This is a genomic window from Streptomyces sp. NPDC002896, from assembly GCF_040295225.1.
Classification (GTDB): domain Bacteria; phylum Actinomycetota; class Actinomycetes; order Streptomycetales; family Streptomycetaceae; genus Streptomyces.
Window position 1 is genome coordinate 244109 of sequence record NZ_JBEOVA010000008.1, and the last position, 16679, is coordinate 260787.

12 protein-coding genes and 5 tRNA genes are annotated in these 16679 nt (G+C 70.8%); 13 read left to right on the plus strand and 4 right to left on the minus strand.

The window, feature by feature from the left end:
- Positions 1 to 218 precede the first annotated feature (218 nt).
- The 4 genes from ABT009_RS16965 to ABT009_RS16980 all read right to left on the minus strand — a co-directional run bounded on the left by ABT009_RS16965 (position 219) and on the right by ABT009_RS16980 (position 5451).
- Positions 219 to 794: a GTP-binding protein gene (locus tag ABT009_RS16965; RefSeq protein WP_351294565.1), complete on the minus strand. Its 576-nt coding sequence runs from the start codon at positions 792 to 794 to the stop codon at positions 219 to 221.
- Positions 775 to 1182, minus strand: coding sequence for a DUF742 domain-containing protein (locus tag ABT009_RS16970; RefSeq protein WP_067284345.1), 408 nt, complete (start codon positions 1180 to 1182; stop codon positions 775 to 777). Before ABT009_RS16970 ends, ABT009_RS16965 begins: the two co-directional genes overlap by 20 nt.
- 150 nt (positions 1183 to 1332) lie before the next feature.
- Complete coding sequence (locus ABT009_RS16975; protein WP_067284344.1) at positions 1333 to 1746, minus strand: roadblock/LC7 domain-containing protein; 414 nt, start codon at positions 1744 to 1746, stop codon at positions 1333 to 1335.
- A 9-nt stretch (positions 1747 to 1755) separates the two neighbouring features.
- Complete coding sequence (locus ABT009_RS16980) at positions 1756 to 5451, minus strand: sensor histidine kinase (protein ID WP_351294568.1); 3696 nt, start codon at positions 5449 to 5451, stop codon at positions 1756 to 1758.
- A 570-nt stretch (positions 5452 to 6021) separates the two neighbouring features.
- Here ABT009_RS16980 and ABT009_RS16985 point away from each other — a divergent pair.
- The 13 genes from ABT009_RS16985 (at position 6022) to ABT009_RS17045 (ending at position 16600) form a co-directional block, all read left to right on the plus strand.
- Complete coding sequence (locus tag ABT009_RS16985; protein ID WP_351294571.1) at positions 6022 to 6210, plus strand: hypothetical protein; 189 nt, start codon at positions 6022 to 6024, stop codon at positions 6208 to 6210.
- A gap of 276 nt (positions 6211 to 6486) precedes the next feature.
- Positions 6487 to 7263 (plus strand): fumarylacetoacetate hydrolase family protein, encoded by a 777-nt coding sequence (locus ABT009_RS16990; protein WP_351294574.1) that lies wholly within the window; start codon positions 6487 to 6489, stop codon positions 7261 to 7263.
- A complete protein-coding gene (gene gltX / locus ABT009_RS16995) occupies positions 7256 to 8728 on the plus strand; it encodes a glutamate--tRNA ligase (protein WP_351294577.1) in 1473 nt (490 codons plus the stop codon). Before ABT009_RS16990 ends, gltX begins: the two co-directional genes overlap by 8 nt.
- Before the next feature lie 279 nt (positions 8729 to 9007).
- Positions 9008 to 11872: a SpoIIE family protein phosphatase gene (locus ABT009_RS17000; protein WP_351294579.1), complete on the plus strand. Its 2865-nt coding sequence runs from the start codon at positions 9008 to 9010 to the stop codon at positions 11870 to 11872.
- A gap of 38 nt (positions 11873 to 11910) precedes the next feature.
- Positions 11911 to 13002 carry a sugar ABC transporter substrate-binding protein gene (locus ABT009_RS17005; RefSeq protein ID WP_351294582.1) on the plus strand — a complete coding sequence of 364 codons (1092 nt, stop codon included), beginning with the start codon at positions 11911 to 11913 and terminating at the stop codon, positions 13000 to 13002.
- Between the two features lie 39 nt (positions 13003 to 13041).
- On the plus strand, positions 13042 to 13830 hold the full coding sequence (locus ABT009_RS17010) for an ATP-binding cassette domain-containing protein (RefSeq protein WP_351294585.1): 789 nt from the start codon (positions 13042 to 13044) through the stop codon (positions 13828 to 13830).
- Positions 13830 to 15116: a sugar ABC transporter permease gene (locus tag ABT009_RS17015; RefSeq protein WP_351294588.1), complete on the plus strand. Its 1287-nt coding sequence runs from the start codon at positions 13830 to 13832 to the stop codon at positions 15114 to 15116. The genes ABT009_RS17010 and ABT009_RS17015 overlap by 1 nt, the downstream gene beginning before the upstream one ends.
- Before the next feature lie 143 nt (positions 15117 to 15259).
- Positions 15260 to 15982, plus strand: a complete 723-nt coding sequence (locus tag ABT009_RS17020; RefSeq protein ID WP_351294591.1) for an HAD family hydrolase — start codon at positions 15260 to 15262, stop codon at positions 15980 to 15982.
- 86 nt (positions 15983 to 16068) lie between these two features.
- Positions 16069 to 16140: transfer RNA gene (locus tag ABT009_RS17025), tRNA-Gln, on the plus strand.
- Positions 16141 to 16175: 35 nt separating this feature from the next.
- Positions 16176 to 16248: transfer RNA gene (locus ABT009_RS17030), tRNA-Glu, on the plus strand.
- Positions 16249 to 16334: 86 nt separating this feature from the next.
- Positions 16335 to 16407 (plus strand) — tRNA-Glu (locus tag ABT009_RS17035).
- Positions 16408 to 16427: 20 nt separating this feature from the next.
- Positions 16428 to 16499: transfer RNA gene (locus ABT009_RS17040), tRNA-Gln, on the plus strand.
- A 28-nt stretch (positions 16500 to 16527) separates the two neighbouring features.
- Positions 16528 to 16600, plus strand: a tRNA-Glu gene (locus ABT009_RS17045).
- The last annotated feature ends 79 nt before the right edge of the window (positions 16601 to 16679 follow it).

Consider the following 16679-nt stretch of genomic DNA (forward strand, 5'->3'; position numbering starts at 1 on the left):
AGGGCGGTAAGCCCCAGATAAAACGGTCATAAAGAGCGAGCCCCGCCAAAAGGCGGGGCCCATATGAGCACAGTGACACCATGCGACCGCGACGCGTGTCGGTGGCACCGAAATTCTCTGTCGAAACGTTATGAACACCGAGGCTGACCGTGTCAAACGACACAAGCGGCTCCAGGGCGACTACGGCAACTGCCGTATGGATGGGCCCACTTGACGCTCTACTTCAAGCGTGCCATGAGCGCGTGCTCGACCAGCGTGATCAGCGCGCTCTTTGCGTCCGCACGGTGGCGGGCGTCCGTCGTGATGATCGGGCTGTCGGGGCCGATCTGCAGCGCTTCCCGCACTTCATCGGGGGCGTAGGGCTGGTGCCCGTCGAACCCGTTGAGCGCGACGACGAACGGCAGGCCGCTGTTCTCGAAGTAGTCGACCGCGGGGAAGCAGTCCGCCAGGCGGCGCGTGTCCACGAGCACGACGGCTCCGATGGCGCCGCGTACCAGGTCGTCCCACATGAACCAGAAGCGGTCCTGACCCGGCGTACCGAACAGGTACAGGATCAGGTCCTGGTCCAGGGTGATGCGGCCGAAGTCCATGGCGACGGTGGTCGTCGTCTTGTCCCCGGTGTGCGTGAGGTCGTCGATGCCCGCGGACGCGGTCGTCATCATGGCCTCGGTGCGCAGCGGGTTGATCTCCGACACGGCGCCGACGAACGTGGTCTTGCCGACGCCGAAGCCGCCCGCCACCACGATCTTCGCGGAGGTCGTCGCCCGCGCTCCGTCAGAGCTTGCGAAGTCCACTGAGCACCCTCTCGAGCAGTGTCACATCCGGGGCGCCGCCGTTGTTCTCGTCGCCGCCGGGCTGGTGGATGGCGACGAGTCCGGCCTCGGCCAGGTCGGCGACCAGGATCCGGGCGACGCCGAGCGGCATCGACAGCAGCGCCGACACCTCCGCCACCGACTTGACCTCGCGGCACAGGTGGCAGATCCGCTGGTGCTCGGGCAGCAGCCCCATCAGCTGGGCCGGGTCGGCCGTGGTGCTGATCAGCGCCTCGATGGCGAGCTGGTACCGCGGCCTGGTCCGCCCGCCGGTCATCGCATAGGGACGGACCAGCGGCTGGTCGCCTTCGTCGCCGTACGGCGCGTGTTGAGCTCCGTACGGGTCGTGAGAGGCGGTGGGCGGGGTCATGGATCCTCCGGGTGACAGCAAGGGGTTTGCGTGCCGTCTGACAGAGCCGGTGGGGGGAATGCGGGTTTGGCGGCCGGACGGTGTGTTCGTACGTTCGTGGGGGTTTGATCGTACGTTCGATGGGGCCGAGCGGTGGGCTGAATCCGGGTGTTAGTGGAGCAGACTGCCCTGCAGTTCGGCGCGGAGGTCCGGCGTGAGCACGGCACCGGCGCGGTCGACCAGCAGAGCCATCTCGTAGCCGACGAGGCCGATGTCACACTCGGGGTGCGCCAGGCACGCCAGCGACGAGCCGTCGGAGATGGACATGAGGAACAGGAAACCGCGCTCCATCTCCACCACCGTCTGGTTGACGGTGCCGCCCTCGAAGATGCGGGAGGCGCCGGCCGTGAGGGAGGTCAGGCCGGAGGCGACGGCCGCCAGCTGGTCGGCGCGGTCGCGCGGGAAGCCTTCGGACATCGCCAGAAGGAGTCCGTCGGCGGAGACGACGACGGTGTGGGACACCCCGGGGGTGTTGTCCACGAAGTTGGTGATCAACCAGTTCAGGTTCTGTGCCGCCTGGCTCATCTGACTCAACTAACGCTCCTGCTGGTGAGTGGGGCGGGGGAAGCTGCCGGTCTGGCCGGTACCGGCCTCCCGGCCCTGCTGGATGCCCCGACGGAGATTGGTCAGCCGGCCGCGTACGTCATCGGGCGCACGCGACACCTGCGGACCGGTCTGGTGCTGTTGCTGCTGCGCCGTACCCGCGACGAGGTTCGCGCGAGGCACCCGGCGAGGCAGTCCTGAGGTGGTGACACCGCCGGCGGAGGGCTTGCGGACCCGCTCGGCCTGCCGGACGAGCTCGTCGTTCGGCGAGCTGCGCCAGGCGGCGTTCGCGGGGTCGCCCGGGGCCGCCTGGGAGGCGGTCGCGGGGGCCGGACGGGCCGGGGCCGGAGCAGCGGGCGCCTGCGGCTGGGGCGGCCGCTGCTGCGGGTCGGTTTGCTGATCGCCGCCGCCCTGCTGGCCGCGGAACCAGTTCGTTTCGAGAGTGTCGTACAACGGCGTCCGGCCGTCACCGGGGCCGGAGGCCGGCGGCAGGGCTTCGGGCTCCCGCGCGGGGCCCTGGGGCTGCTGCGGGATGCGGTCCGCACGGGGGGCCGGCGGCCGCGGGGCGCCCTGGCCGCCGCGGGGGTCGAAGCCGTCCCGGTCGCCGCGCGGCTGCATGCCGCCCGCGACGGGACGCTCGAACTGCCCGGTGGAGGCGCTGTCGTGAGGCGCCTGCTGCGGGGTCTGGTAGCCCGGTGCCGGGAACTGACCGGTGTTGCCGGACGCGTTCGGGCTGCCGAAGACGTCCGCACGGACGAACTGGCCCGTGTTGCCGGGCGGGTTGGCACCGGGATGCGTGCCGGGGCCCTGAGGGGGCTGGCCGGCGGGGCGCGGAGCGTCGAAGTCGGAGCGCGGAGCGTCGAAGTCGGGCCGCGCGAACTCTGCGGTGGAGCCGGGGCCCTGGCGGTCGTCGGGGACCGGGCTCGGGTAGCGCGCGCCGGGGCCGGGACCCTGACGGCCGTGCACCCGCGGGATCGGCGCCGTGGACTCCGGCTCCTCGTGGCCGCGCGGGGTGTCGAGCGAGGCGCGGGACACCGGCGGCTGACCGGTCTCGTTGCTCCAGCTCGGCGCGCTCGGGACCCGGGGCTTGGGGTTGCCGCCGGGCAGCTCGGCGCGCGGGCCGCCGCGCGGCGGGAGCTGCGGCGTGCGCCCCTCGTCGGCGGGGTCGCCCGTACGTGCCTGGGCCGCCCGCGAACCGCCGTGCGGCGGAGCCTGGCGCAGCCCGCCCGCACCGGCACCGGCGGGGGCGGGCCTGCCCTGGCCCTGCTGGGGGGAGGACGGGGCGTCCTGCGGGCCGCCGAACAGCCCGCCGCCTCCAGGGCCGGACTGCGGGCCCGGACGTCCCGGCTCGGGGTCACGCGACGGCAGCGCCGCCCGCGGACCCGCACCGGCCCCGACCTGCCCGCGCGGCGCCGGACCGGCACCCAGCCGGCCCGCGTTCGCACCGGCGCCGACTCCGCGGCGCGCGGCGGCGACACCCGCGGCGGCCTGAGCCGCCGCCGGACCGCCGGAGCCGCCGGGACCCGGCTTGCCCGGAGCCTTCTTGCCGCCCTGGGCGACGTCGACGGGCAGCATGACCAGTGCGGTCGTACCACCGGAGTCGGACGGGCGCAGCTGGATGCGGATGCCGTGCCGCTGCGACAGACGGCCGACCACGAACAGACCCATGCGGCGGGAGACCGAGACGTCCACGGTGGGCGGCGAGGCGAGCCGCTCGTTGATCGCGGCGAGGTCCTCGGGGGAGAGGCCGATGCCGGTGTCGTGGATCTCGATCAGTACGCGGCCGTCGGGCAGCGCGTGACCGGTGACCTTGACCTTGGTCTGCGGCGAGGAGAACGACGTCGCGTTCTCGAGCAGCTCGGCGAGCAGGTGCACGAGGTCGTTGACGACGCGTCCGGCGACCTCGGTGGCCGGCACCGCGGCCAGTTCGATGCGCTCGTACTGCTCCACCTCGGAGGCCGCGGCGCGCAGCACGTCGACGAGCGGAACGGGACGCGTCCAGCGGCGGCCGGGCTCCTCACCGGCGAGAACGAGCAGGTTCTCACCGTTACGGCGCATACGGGTCGCGAGGTGGTCGAGCTTGAACAGCGAGGACAGCTGGTCCGGGTCGGCCTCGCGCGACTCCAGCTCGGAGATGAGGGACAGCTGACGCTGGATCAGACCCTGCGAGCGGCGCGAGAGGTTGGTGAACATCGCGTTGACGTTGCCCCGCAGCAGCGCCTGCTCGGCGGCGAGGCGGACCGCCTCGCGGTGCACGTCGTCGAAGGCCGAGGCCACCTTGCCGATCTCGTCCCGTGAGTGCACACCGACCGACTCGACGGAGGTGTCGACGTCCTGCGGGTCGGACTCCGAGAGCTGCTTGACCAGCTCGGGCAGGCGGTCCTGGGCGACCCTGGTAGCGGTGTCCTGCAGCCGCCGCAGCGAGCGGATCATGGACCGCGCCACGACGAAGGCGCCGACCAGCGAGATGCCGAGGACGAGCAGGATCAGCGCACCGCTGATATACGCCTCGCGCTCGGACTCGCTCCGCAGCTCACGGGCCTTCTGCTCCATCTCGTCGAGCAGGGTGAGCTCGATCTTCTGCATCTGTTCGATCTTGGTGGAGTCCGCGTCGAGCCAGTCCTTGTAGGAGCGCTTCTCCTGCAGCCGCAGACCGCCCTCCCGTAGCGCGCCCGCGGCGTAGTCGTCGGCGGCCGTGATGGTGGCGTTGCCCTTGTCGATGGGCTTCGTCAGCTCCGCGGCGTTGCCGCCGTAGCTGTCGTAGATGTTGGTGAAGGCGGTGAGCTCGGAGTCCTCGCTGTCGGCCGCGGCGGCCGCGTAACGCCTGTCGGTCTCGGAGAGCTTGCCCGCCTGGTTGGGGGTCGCCGGCAGCGCCGCGGCGATGACGGCGCGCTGCACGGACGCGTACTCCTTGGCGGTGGAGAAGGCGGCCAGGGCGCGGGTGCGCTGGATCATCTCCGGGTTGCTGGTCGCCTGCGCCATGTCCGTGGAGAGCGACAGCAGCTGCTCGATGAGGCGACTGTAGGCGTCGACCGTCTGCGAGGAGTTCGTCGGGTCGGTGTAGGCGTCCTTGCGGATGCTCTTGAGCGTGGCCAGCTGGCGGTTGATCTGCACGACGTGGTCGCGTATGCCGTCGAGAGCCCCCACGCCGTCGGCGTCCTCGATATCGCGGGAGCCCTCGCGGAATGCCTCGATCTGATCGTCCGTAGTCTCCCGCGGACCCTTGATCGCGTAGTCCGAGACGGCGGCGCCGTGGCTGAGCGGGCCCGCCGACTGGTCGCGCTCATCCTGGAGTGCGGCCGCCAGGTCGGTCGCCTGCTTCGTCATGTCCGTCAGCAGCTTCATGTTGTCGAGCTGCTGGATGTCGTCCATGGACTGGCTGATGCGCAGTGCACCGAGCGAGGTCGCGGCGACCACCGGGAGGGTCATGAGCGCGACGAGGCGCGTGGAGATACGCCAGTTGCGCAGGGCCAGGCGCGAGCCGGGGCCGGTCGGTGCCTTCGCCCGGGGCTGCGCCGCGGGCAGACTGGCGCCCGGCGCGCCGGTGCGGGCTCCGCGCTCACCACCGTCGCCGGACTGCCCTGGGCCGGGGCTCTGGGCGTGCTGGGGCGAGGAGCCGCGGTCGGTCCCGCCGTGCGGCTCCTGCTCAGCCGCAGCGCTGCTGTCCCTCTTGAAACGTCCCTGCACTAGCGTCGCAACCTCTGGACCAGGCGTCCCTCCGGTGACGGGGGGACGGTGTCGGCGTCGTGGGGAACTGAATCCCCATGGTGGTCGTGAGTGACCGGCGCTGCTTCCCCTTTCCTCCGCCGCTTCGGCGCTGCGTTGCGCCCCCTGCGCGCCGGTTCGAATCTGCGGCGGTCCCGCGAATTTCAGCACAGTGCCGGATCTCCAACAAGGGCCGAGTGTCACGGGATGGCCCCTGTCACCTCCAGTGAGTGATGGGTTACGAGGCGTAGAAAGAGTTCCCGTACATAACGGGCGTTTGCCCACGAGATCCCGGCCGTCATGGACTGTCCCAGTCGACATGATCGGGAGCGGAATGATGCCGTCCGTGGCGCAATGTCCGTTTCTCCGGGGTGAGTTGACGGCCTGAATTGACCCATTTGCGCACTAGCTCGTGAGCAAACTCACATGAACATCAAGGGGTGTTCCCGGCGTTGGTTGGGAATTGCACGTTTAACCTGGCGCTTTACAGGGATGGCGAATCCGTCAACCGGCGCCGCCGGCGCCCGTACTGGACAAGGTCACGATCGACAGATGAAGACGACGATGATGTTCCGCAACATAGCCAATCCGCGGCGGACGACGCTGGCGCACCTCGAGGACGCCGACGAGCTGACGACCGTGGCGGAGCTGCCGGAGCACCCCGTCGAGCTGCCGACGCAGACCGCCAATCCTCGGCGCACCGTTCTGATGGAGGTCCCGGAGCGGTCCTCCGCCGCGTAGCGGGCTCCCGGGGAGTACCCCGGGGGCGGCCCTGCCCCGCGGGGTACAGGTCTCGTACCCCCACCGGCCCGCAGGCGTCCTCGGACGTGAGGGGACGTGCCGGTGTGTCCGCCCGCAGCGGCCGCCCCACTCACCGCCCGTAGGCGACGGCGCCGGAGACGGCCAGCGACGGCACCCAGGAGGGGGCCGCGCCTATTGGCGCGAGGAGCGCACCCCCGCCGCGTTAGCCTGGAGCGTCAGATCCAGCCAGCGGAAGAAGAGGGGCGCAAGGCACTCGTGCGCATCGCCAGATTCTCCATCGACGGCAATGTCGCCTTCGGCGCGGTCGAGGGCAGTAGCCCCGACGAGCTCGTCCTCGACATCATCAAGGGCATCCCGTTCGCGGACTTCGAGCTCTCCGGCACGAAGGTCCCGCTGAGCAAGGTCCGCCTGCTGCCCCCCGTGCTCCCGAACAAGGTCGTGGCCTTCGGCCGCAACTACGCGGAGCACGCCAAGGAGCTCGGCAACGAGGTGCCGGAGGCACCCTTCGCCTTCTTCAAGCCGTCCACCTCGGTGATCGGCCCCGGCGACGAGATCGCCTACCCCTCCTTCTCGCAGGACCTGCACCACGAGGCCGAACTGGCCGTGGTCATCGGCCGGATGTGCCGCGAGGTCCCGCGCGAGCGCGTCAAGGACGTCATCCTCGGCTACACCTGCGCCAACGACGTCACCGCCCGCGACGTCCAGAAGCGCGAGAAGCAGTGGGCGCGAGCCAAGGGCTTCGACACCTCGTGCCCGCTGGGCCCCTGGGTGGAGACGGATCTCGACCCGTCCGACCTCACGATCCAGTGCACGGTCAACGGCCAACAGCGCCAGCTGGGCCGTACGAGCGAGATGATCCACCCCATCGAGGATCTGATCGTCAACATCTCCGAGGCCATGACGCTGCTCCCCGGCGACGTGATCCTCACGGGCACCCCGGCAGGGGTCGGCCCCCTCGGTGTCGGCGACGAGGTCGCCGTCACCATCGAAGGCATCGGCACTCTCACCAACAAGGTGATCAAGCGTGGCTAACGCGAACGTCCGCGTACGTTTCTGTCCCTCGCCGACCGGTAACCCCCATGTGGGCCTGGTCCGCACCGCCCTGTTCAACTGGGCGTTCGCCCGGCACACCGGCGGCACCATGGTCTTCCGCATCGAGGACACCGACGCGGCCCGCGACTCCGAGGAGTCCTACAACCAGCTGCTCGACTCCCTGCGCTGGCTCGGCCTCGACTGGGACGAGGGCCCCGAGGTGGGCGGCCCCCACGCGCCGTACCGCCAGTCGCAGCGCATGGACCTCTACAAGGACGTCGCGCAGAAGCTCATCGACGGCGGCTACGCGTACTACTGCTACTGCTCGACGGAGGAGCTGGACACCCGCCGTGAGGCGGCCCGCGCCGCCGGAAAGCCGTCCGGCTACGACGGTCACTGCCGTGTGCTGACCGCCGAGCAGGCCGAGACGTACCGGGCCGAGGGCCGGGAGCCGATCGTCCGCTTCCGGATGCCCGACGAGCCGATCACCTTCACGGACCTGGTCCGCGGCGAGCTGACCTTCACCCCGGAGAACGTCCCGGACTACGGCATCGTCCGCGCCAACGGGGCGCCCCTCTACACGCTGGTGAACCCGGTCGACGACGCCCTGATGGAGATCACCCACGTCCTGCGCGGCGAGGACCTGCTGTCCTCGACCCCGCGGCAGGTCGCCCTCTACAAGGCGCTGATCGAGCTGGGCATCGCCAAGGAGATCCCGTCCTTCGGGCACCTGCCGTACGTGATGGGCGAGGGCAACAAGAAGCTCTCCAAGCGCGACCCGCAGTCGTCCCTGAACCTCTACCGCGAGCGCGGCTTCCTGCCCGAGGGGCTCCTCAACTACCTCTCCCTGCTGGGCTGGTCGCTCGCCCCCGACCGCGACATCTTCTCGCTGGACGAGATGGTGGCGGCCTTCGACATCGCGGACGTGAACCCGAACCCGGCCCGCTTCGACCTGAAGAAGGCCGAGTCGATCAACGCCGACCACATCCGGCTGCTGGACCCGAAGGCCTTCGTCGAGGCCTGCGGCCCGTGGCTGAAGGCCCCGGGCGCCCCCTGGGCGCCGGAGGACTTCGACCAGGCGGCGTGGGAGGCCATCGCCCCGCACGCCCAGACGCGCCTGACCGTCCTCTCGGACATCACCCAGAACGTGGACTTCCTCTTCCTGCCGGAGCCGGTCGAGGACGAGGCGTCCTGGACCAAGGCGATGAAGGAGGGCTCCGACGCGCTTCTGAAGACGGCCCGCGAGAAGCTCGCCGCCGCCGACTGGAACGCGGAGGCCCTCAAGGCCGCCGTCCTCGCCGCAGGCGAAGAGCACGGCCTCAAGCTCGGCAAGGCCCAGGCCCCGGTCCGCGTCGCCGTCACCGGCCGCACGGTCGGCCTCCCCCTCTTCGAGTCCCTCGAGGTACTGGGCCGCGAGAAGACCCTGGCCCGCGTGGACAGGGCTTTGGAGAAGCTCACCGCGTAGAACCAAGGACTGTGCCGACCAGTTGGCGGTTCCCCGGGGGAAGGGCTGCGACTTCGGCTGCGAGGGCAGGCGGGGCCAGGCTGGGCGCCAAGCCCAGCCCACCCCCGCCTGCCCTCGCAGCCCGCCCCGCCTGGTGCCATTCTGATGGTGTGGGCGCCTTGCCTCGAGGCGGCGGGATTCAGGCATGGCTCCGTCCGAAGCCTGCATCACGGCCGTCTGCTTTCTTCCGGGCCTCTGCCTGCCAGTGCGCTGGGTGTGGAGGGGAGGTCGGGTGACGACATGCGCGATGACGGCGGTGCCGGTGCCGGGCTCCCCAGGCCGAGGGCGGACCTGGCCGGGGCGGTCCAGGCCAGTCCACGCCCTTCGGAGCCGCAGCCGGGCATGAAGGACCAGGTCCTGGTCTTCGCCGGGGTCCTGCTGAGCGCTGTCTACGCACTGGCCGGCAAGGACGACAGGCTGCGGCTGCTCGACCTCGCCGAGAGGAGCGAGCGGAACGCGAGCACTCCGGCCCGGTACGGGCCGCCCGAGAGTTACCCCCTGTCCGGTCGCTCTCCCGCCGCCGACGCGTTCCGCGCGGGCCGCCCCATGTGGTGGGACGCCGCCGAACTCGACAGGTACCGCGAGACGGAGAACGGCTCGGAGACCTCGGAGACGCCGGCCGCTCCGACCGGCGCGTCGCTGGGTGTGGTGCCCCTCGCGACGAACGGCAGGCGCCTCGGCTGTCTCCTTGTCGTCGGCGACACCGCGGACGGCTTCGCTCCCGAGCAGCGCAACTTCCTGGAGCTGTACGCCGAAGAGGTCGCCGCCGGACTCGAAGCGGCCGCCGAACCGAGCGGCCAGGGCCCGGGCGGCGGGCGGGGCCCGATCGGCCAGGGCCCGGGCGGACAGGGCACATCCGGCCAGGGCCCGGGCGGCCGAGCCCGCGGTGGCGAAGGTCCGGAGAACGGGCCCCCGGGCCGCGGGAGCCCAGACAGCGCAGGCCCGAGCACCACGGACACCGGCGGCCCCAGCCGCGGCGGCCCCAGCGCCGGTGGCCCCGGCCCCGGCGGCCCCGGCCCCGGCGGCACCCCGGCCGGCGGCCCCCCGGTCGGCACCCCCGTCACACCACGACCGCTGCTGGGCCCGGCCCTGGACCGTCTGGGCATCGGCTCGTTCACCCTGGCGCCGGCCTCGGGCCGTATCGATGCGGACGCACGCGTGCTGGAGCTGGTCGGCGTCGCCCCCGACGACTTCGACGGCAGGGTGGAGACCCTGCTCGCGCAGACCGTCCCCGAGGACCTGCCCGCGCTCATGTCGGTCGTCGAACCGCGGCAGGCCGCCGGCGGCCGGGAACTGGACTTCCGCATCCGCCGCCCCAGCGGCGAACTGCGCTGGCTGCGCCTGAGCTGCCGGGTCCCGGCCGGCAGCGACCGGGGGCCGGGCCGGGTGCCGGAGCAGGTCCTCGGCGTGGTCGCCGACGCCTCCTCGCTGCGCACCGCCACCGACGAGGTCTCCCGGGTGCAGCGGCTGGCCGCCTCACTCGCCGACGCGATGTCCGTCCGGGACGTCAGCCGCGTGGTGGCCATCGCCCTGCGCGAGCCGCTGGGAGCGGACCGGGTCGCACTCGCCGGGCTCGAGGCCGACAGACTGGTGGTCACCGTCCTCGACCCGCCGGAGCCCAGCGCCTGGCCCGACGTCTGGCGCTCCGAATGGCGCTCCGAGTGGCCCGACGCACCGCTGCACGCCCTGCCCACGCTGCAGAGCGCACTGCGCGACGGCCGTACCAGCCTCTGGCCCGCGGGCATCGAGCTCGAACCGGGCCTCGCGGGCGTCGGCCCCGGCGGGCTCGCCGTACTGCCGCTCCTGGCCGAGGGCCGGGTGGCGGGCGTCTGCCTCGTCGGCTGGGACGAGCCGCACGAGTTCGTCCCCGAGGAACGGTCCCTGCTCACCGCGACCGCGGGGCTGGTCGGACAGGCCCTGATGCGCGCGCAGACATACGACGCCGAGCAGGAGCTCGCCACGACGCTCCAGCGCAGCCTGCTGCCGCGCAGACTCCCGGACCTGCCCGGCGGGGTCGCCGTCGCCCGCTATCTGCCCGCCAGGCGAGGGCTGCAGGTGGGCGGCGACTGGTACGACGTCATCTCGCTCTCCGACCGCCATGTGGCGCTGGTCATCGGGGACGTGCAGGGACACAGCGCCGCCGCCGCGACGATCATGGGCCAGATCCGTACGGCGATCAGGGCCTACGCCGTGGAGGGCCACCCGCCCGACGTCGTCGTCTCGCACGCCAACCGGCTGCTCGTCGGCATGGAGACCGATCTTTTCGCCACCTGCTGCTACGTCGACCTGGACATCGAGGAGGGCAACGCCTGGTTCGTCCGGGCGGGCCATCTGCCACCGCTGCTGCGCAACCCGGACGGCAGCACCGAGGAGATGACCGTCGAGGGCGGACTGCCGCTGGGCGTGCTCGCCGACGCCGAGTACCCCATGACCATGGCCGGACTGACCCCGGGCACGCTCCTCGTCATGGCGACGGACGGCCTGGTCGAGTCCTCGAGCCTGCCGCTGGACGAGGGCCTGCTCCGCTTGCACGAGGTCCTCTCCACCACCGATCCGTCCGATGCCGGGCGCGTGGCCGACGAGCTCCTCGGCGACCGCAGCCGGCGGGAGGACGACGTGGCGCTGCTGCTGATGCGCTACGACGGCCTGAAGGTACGCCCGATCCGGGTCGGCTGGACCGTATGGCGGCTGCCCGACGCCGTCATGCACGCGCGCCGGTTCACCGCCCGCACCATGCGGTCCTGGAACCTCGCCGAGGAGGCCGACGTGGTGCTGCTCGTCGTCTCCGAGCTGGTCACCAACGCGCTGGTGCACACCCACGGCGCGGTGCGCCTCGACCTCACGCTCGCCGGGGACCGGCTTCGGGTCGCCGTGAGCGACACGTCTCCGCGCGCGCCGGCCAAGCCGGTGATCGTGGACTGGGAGTCGACCGGCGGCCGCGGGCTGCTCCTCGTCGAGGCCATGTCCGCATGTTGGGGATCGGTACCGGTCAGCGGCGGCAAGCAGGTGTGGAGCGAGATCGTTCTGGCGACGGGCGCGAACCCGTGCGCGGATGGCGGACCGGCTGCGGAACCCCTCGGCGTGCGACCGTCCCGAGGACCCTGACCGGGCCGTCTCCCAAGGACACTGGGAGGTCTCTTTCGATGAAGACCTACGTGCGGGAAGCCGCCGCCGCCGTCGCCGCGCTGTCGATGGCCGTGGCCCTTGCCGCCTGCGGAGAGGGCAATGGCGACTCCGCCGACGGGGCGGACGACGGCCTGAAGATAGGGCTGCTGCTGCCGGACGCCACCACCGCCCGCTGGGAGATGGACGACAGGCCGCTGCTCGAGAAGAAGATCAAGGAACTCTGCGCCGAGTGCACGGTGGAGCACGCCAACGCCAAGGGCGACGTGGCCGCCCAGCAGCAGCAGGTCGACTCCATGATCATCAAGGATGTCGACGTGATCGTCCTCGCCGCCGTCGACGCCAAGGCGCTGCACCCCGCCGTGCAGAAGGCGGACGACGCGAACATCCGGGTGGTCGCCTACGACCGCCTCGCCGAGGGCCCGATCTCGGGATACGTCTCCTTCGACGGCGAGGAGGTCGGCCGACTCCAGGGCCGGGGGCTCCTCGACGCGATGGGCGACAAGGCGAACGGCGGCCAGATCGTCATGATGAACGGCGACCCGACCGACCCCAACGCGGCCGCCTTCAAGAGGGGCGCGCTGTCCGTGCTCCGGGACAAGGTGAAGATCGCCAAGATGTACGACACCCCCGGGTGGACGTCGGAGCACGCCCACACCAACATGGCCGGGGCCATCTCCAGCCTCGGTGCGGGCAACATCGACGGCGTCTACTCCGCCAACGACGGTCTCGCCGCCGGCGTCGTATCCGCCCTCAAGGCCAACAAGATCACCCCGCTGCCGCCGGTCACCGGCCAGGACGCGGAACTCGGGGGCGTACAGCGCATCGTCAGCGGAGACCAGTACATGAGCGTCTACAAGCCGTTCGGGCCCGAGGCCGCCGCCGGCGCCGAGATGGCCGTCGCACTGTCCCGCGGCGAAAGCCTCGACGGCATCGCCCAGCACACGGTCAGCAGCCCCACCGCGCAGGCGGTCCCGGCCGTCCTGCTCACCCCGATCTCGCTGACCGTCGACAACATCAAGGACACCGTGGTCAAGGACGGCGTCTACACGATCGACCAGATCTGCACCCCGAAGTTCAAGGCTGCCTGCGACAAGGCCGGACTGACCTGACAGGGCCGGCCGCCGCGGGGCCGGACCCCGAAGAAGGAGATGGTTTCCGTGCCGGCTCCACCCCTGCTGGCGTTGCGCGGCGTCTCCAAGCGCTTCGGCGCCATCCATGCGCTCAGCGACGTCGAGCTGGAGATCCATGGCGGTGAGGTCATCGCCCTGGTGGGCGACAACGGCGCGGGCAAGTCGACCCTCGTCAAGGTCATCGCGGGTGTCAGCCCCGCCGACAAGGGCGTCATCGAGTGGCAGGGCGGGATCGTCCAGGTCAGGCGCCCGCACGACGCCCAGGAACTCGGCATCGCGACCGTGTACCAGGACCTCGCGCTCTGCGACAACCTCGACGTGGTCGGCAACCTCTTCCTCGGCCGCGAGATCCACCGCGTCGGAGTCCTCGACGAGGTGGAGATGGAGCGCCGCGCCAGCGAACTGCTGCACACCCTGTCGATCCGGATCCCGAACCTGCGCCTGCCCGTCGCCTCGCTCTCCGGAGGCCAGCGTCAGGCCGTCGCGATCTCCCGCTCACTGCTCGGCGTACCCAAGCTCCTGCTGCTCGACGAGCCCACCGCGGCCCTGGGCATCGAGCAGACATCGCAGGTCCTCGACCTCATCGACCAGCTGCGCGACCGCGGCCTCGGCGTCCTGCTCATCAGCCACAACATGGGCGACGTCAAGGCCGTCGCCGACCGGGTCGCGGTGCTGCGCCTCGGCCGCAACAACGGCTTCTTCGACGTCAACACCACGTCCCAGGAACAGGTCATCTCCTCGATCACCGGCGCCACGGACAACGCCGGGAAGGCCCGTACGGTGCGCACGGGGGAGGCGTGGCTGTGATGCGGAGAGAAACCTTCCGGAGCGCCGAGCCGGGCAGGACGGCCGACGGCACCGAGGCCCCGAAGCCCGCCGCTGCGGGCCGGCGACCGCTCGTTCGCCGACAGGACGTCGGGCGGGTCGTCGGCGACTTCCGGCGCAGGCTCCGCGACGGAGAACTCGGTTCGCTCCCCGTCGTGCTCGGACTCGTCCTGATCTGGATCATCTTCCAGAGCCTCAACGAGAACTTCCTCTCACCCCGCAACCTGTCCAACCTCAGCGTGGACATCGTCGGCACCGGCCTGATCGCGGTCGGCATCGTGTTCGTGCTGCTGATCGGGGAGATCGACCTGTCGGTCGGCTCGGTCAGCGGTCTCGCGGCGGCCCTGTTCGCCGTACTCAACGTCCACCGCGGCGTCCCCGAGTGGCTCGCCGTCATCCTCGCGGTGCTCGCCGGCACGATGGCCGGAGTCGTCCACGGGTTCTTCTTCGCCAAGGTCGGCGTGCCCTCGTTCGTCGTCACCCTCGCGGGCCTGCTGGGCTGGAACGGGCTGATGCTCTACGTCCTGGGCGAGAGCGGCACCATCAGCATCGACGACCAGGGCCTGGTGGCCAAGCTGACCAGCTACTACTTCGCCGACCCGGCCGTCGCGTACGGTCTGGCGGTGCTGGGCACGGCCTGGTTCTTCCTCGCCTCCTACCGCGACAGCCGGCGCCGCAAGGCCAGCGGAATGGAGTCCCGCTCGCTCGGCCACCTCGGCTTCCGCACCGGCGTCATCGCGGTGATCACCCTCGCCGCGGCCTACGTCCTCAACCAGTTCCAGGGCCTGCCGCTCGCTCTCCTGATCTTCCTCCTCGTCGTCATCGGCCTGGACTACCTCCTGCGCCGGACGCGGTACGGGCGGCAGGTGTTCGCGCTGGGCGGCGGCGTCGAGGCGGCCCGCCGCGCCGGCATCAGCGTCGTGGCCGTACGGATCTCGGTGTTCATGGTGTCGGGGACGATGGCCGCGATCGGCGGCTTGTTCCTGGCATCCCGGATCACCTCGGCGAGCCAGACCTCCGGCTCCGGCATCCTGCTCATGAACGCCATCGCGGCGGCCGTCATCGGCGGCACCAGCCTGTTCGGCGGACGCGGCACGACCTGGTCCGCCCTGCTCGGCATGCTGGTCATCCAGTCGATCGCCTCGGCCATGGCACTCATGGGCGTCCCGGCCGCGGTCCAGTTCATGATCACGGGCGGCGTCCTGCTCATCGCCGTGGTCATCGACTCGCTGTCCCGACGCTCCCAGGAGGCCCACGGCCGGGCATGACGGCCGGGCTTGAGGGGCGGGCTCGGACGAATACGGTCGTCCCACGCCGATCAAAGCCGTGCTCTGGGACATCGACACTGCGTTTTTCGGGGGCTGACCCCCGAACCCCCAGCCGGAAGCGCGGTTGCCGGTACCGTCGTCCCATGCCGATCAAAGCCGTGCTCTGGGACATCGACGACACGATCTTCGACTACGCGGGCGCGGACACCGCCGGTATGCACGCGCATCTGCTCGCCGAGGGGGCGCTGGCCCGGTATGAGACGGCGGAGCGCGCCCTCGGCCTGTGGAGGGAGATCACCGAGCGCCACTGGGCACGCTTCGGCGCGGGCGAGGTCGACTTCCTCACCCAGCGCCGCGACCGTGTGCGGGACTTCTTCGCGGCGGACCTGGACGATGCCGAGGCCGACGCCTGGTTCGAGCGCTACCTGGGCCACTACGAGGCCGCCTGGTCGCTCTTCCCGGACACCCTGCCCACCCTGGACGCGCTCGCCGGCCGCTACCGACACGCCGTACTGTCCAACTCCGCCGCCATGCACCAGGAACGCAAACTGCGCGTCCTCGGCGTACGCGACCGCTTCGAGGCCATGCTCTGCGCCGTGGAGCTCGGCGTCTCCAAACCGGCCGCTGAGGCGTTCCATGCAGGATGCGCGGCACTCGCGCTGGAACCCGCGGAGATCGCCTACGTCGGGGATCAGCCGGAGATCGACGCCCGCGGCGCCCGCGACGCCGGACTGCTCGGTATCTGGCTCGACCGGACCGGCGTCGACCTGCCGACGCCGACCGGCGTGCACCGGATCACAAGCCTGGCGGAGCTTCCCGCACTGCTGGCCGATACCCGTTTTGGAGCGCCGTCCACCTTCGGGTAATGTTCTTCCTGCGCCGCCCGAGCGGGCCGAGAGGCCGGACGGGAAGCGCACACCGAATGAACCCCCTGTCGGGGGTTGAATTTTGGTGGGGTATGGTGTAATTGGCAGCACGACTGATTCTGGTTCAGTTAGTCTAGGTTCGAGTCCTGGTACCCCAGCTCGCAGTGCCCGTCTCCGTAGAGACGCCTGCAAAGCCCCCGTTGTGTAGCGGCCTAGCACGCTGCCCTCTCAAGGCAGTAGCGCCGGTTCGAATCCGGTCGGGGGTACTGATCCATCCCGCATGATCAATCGGGTAGCTCCCGTTGATCCAGCGGTGACAACACCCGGCGACACGTCGGGTGGGATCGCCAAGGCCCCCGTTGTGTAGCGGCCTAGCACGCCGCCCTCTCAAGGCGGTAGCGCCGGTTCGAATCCGGTCGGGGGTACAAACTGGTCTAAACCACATTGGTCTATGGTGTAATTGGCAGCACGACTGATTCTGGTTCAGTTAGTCTTGGTTCGAGTCCAGGTAGACCAGCTCGGATCTGCGGAAACGCAAGATCCTCGCCCCCGTTGTGTAGCGGCCTAGCACGCCGCCCTCTCAAGGCGGTAGCGCCGGTTCGAATCCGGTCGGGGGTACACAGGGCGATGGGCCCTCCGTTTCGGCGGAGGGCCCATCGGCGTTCACGGCGTTCGGCATCCCGTACTGTCCTGCATC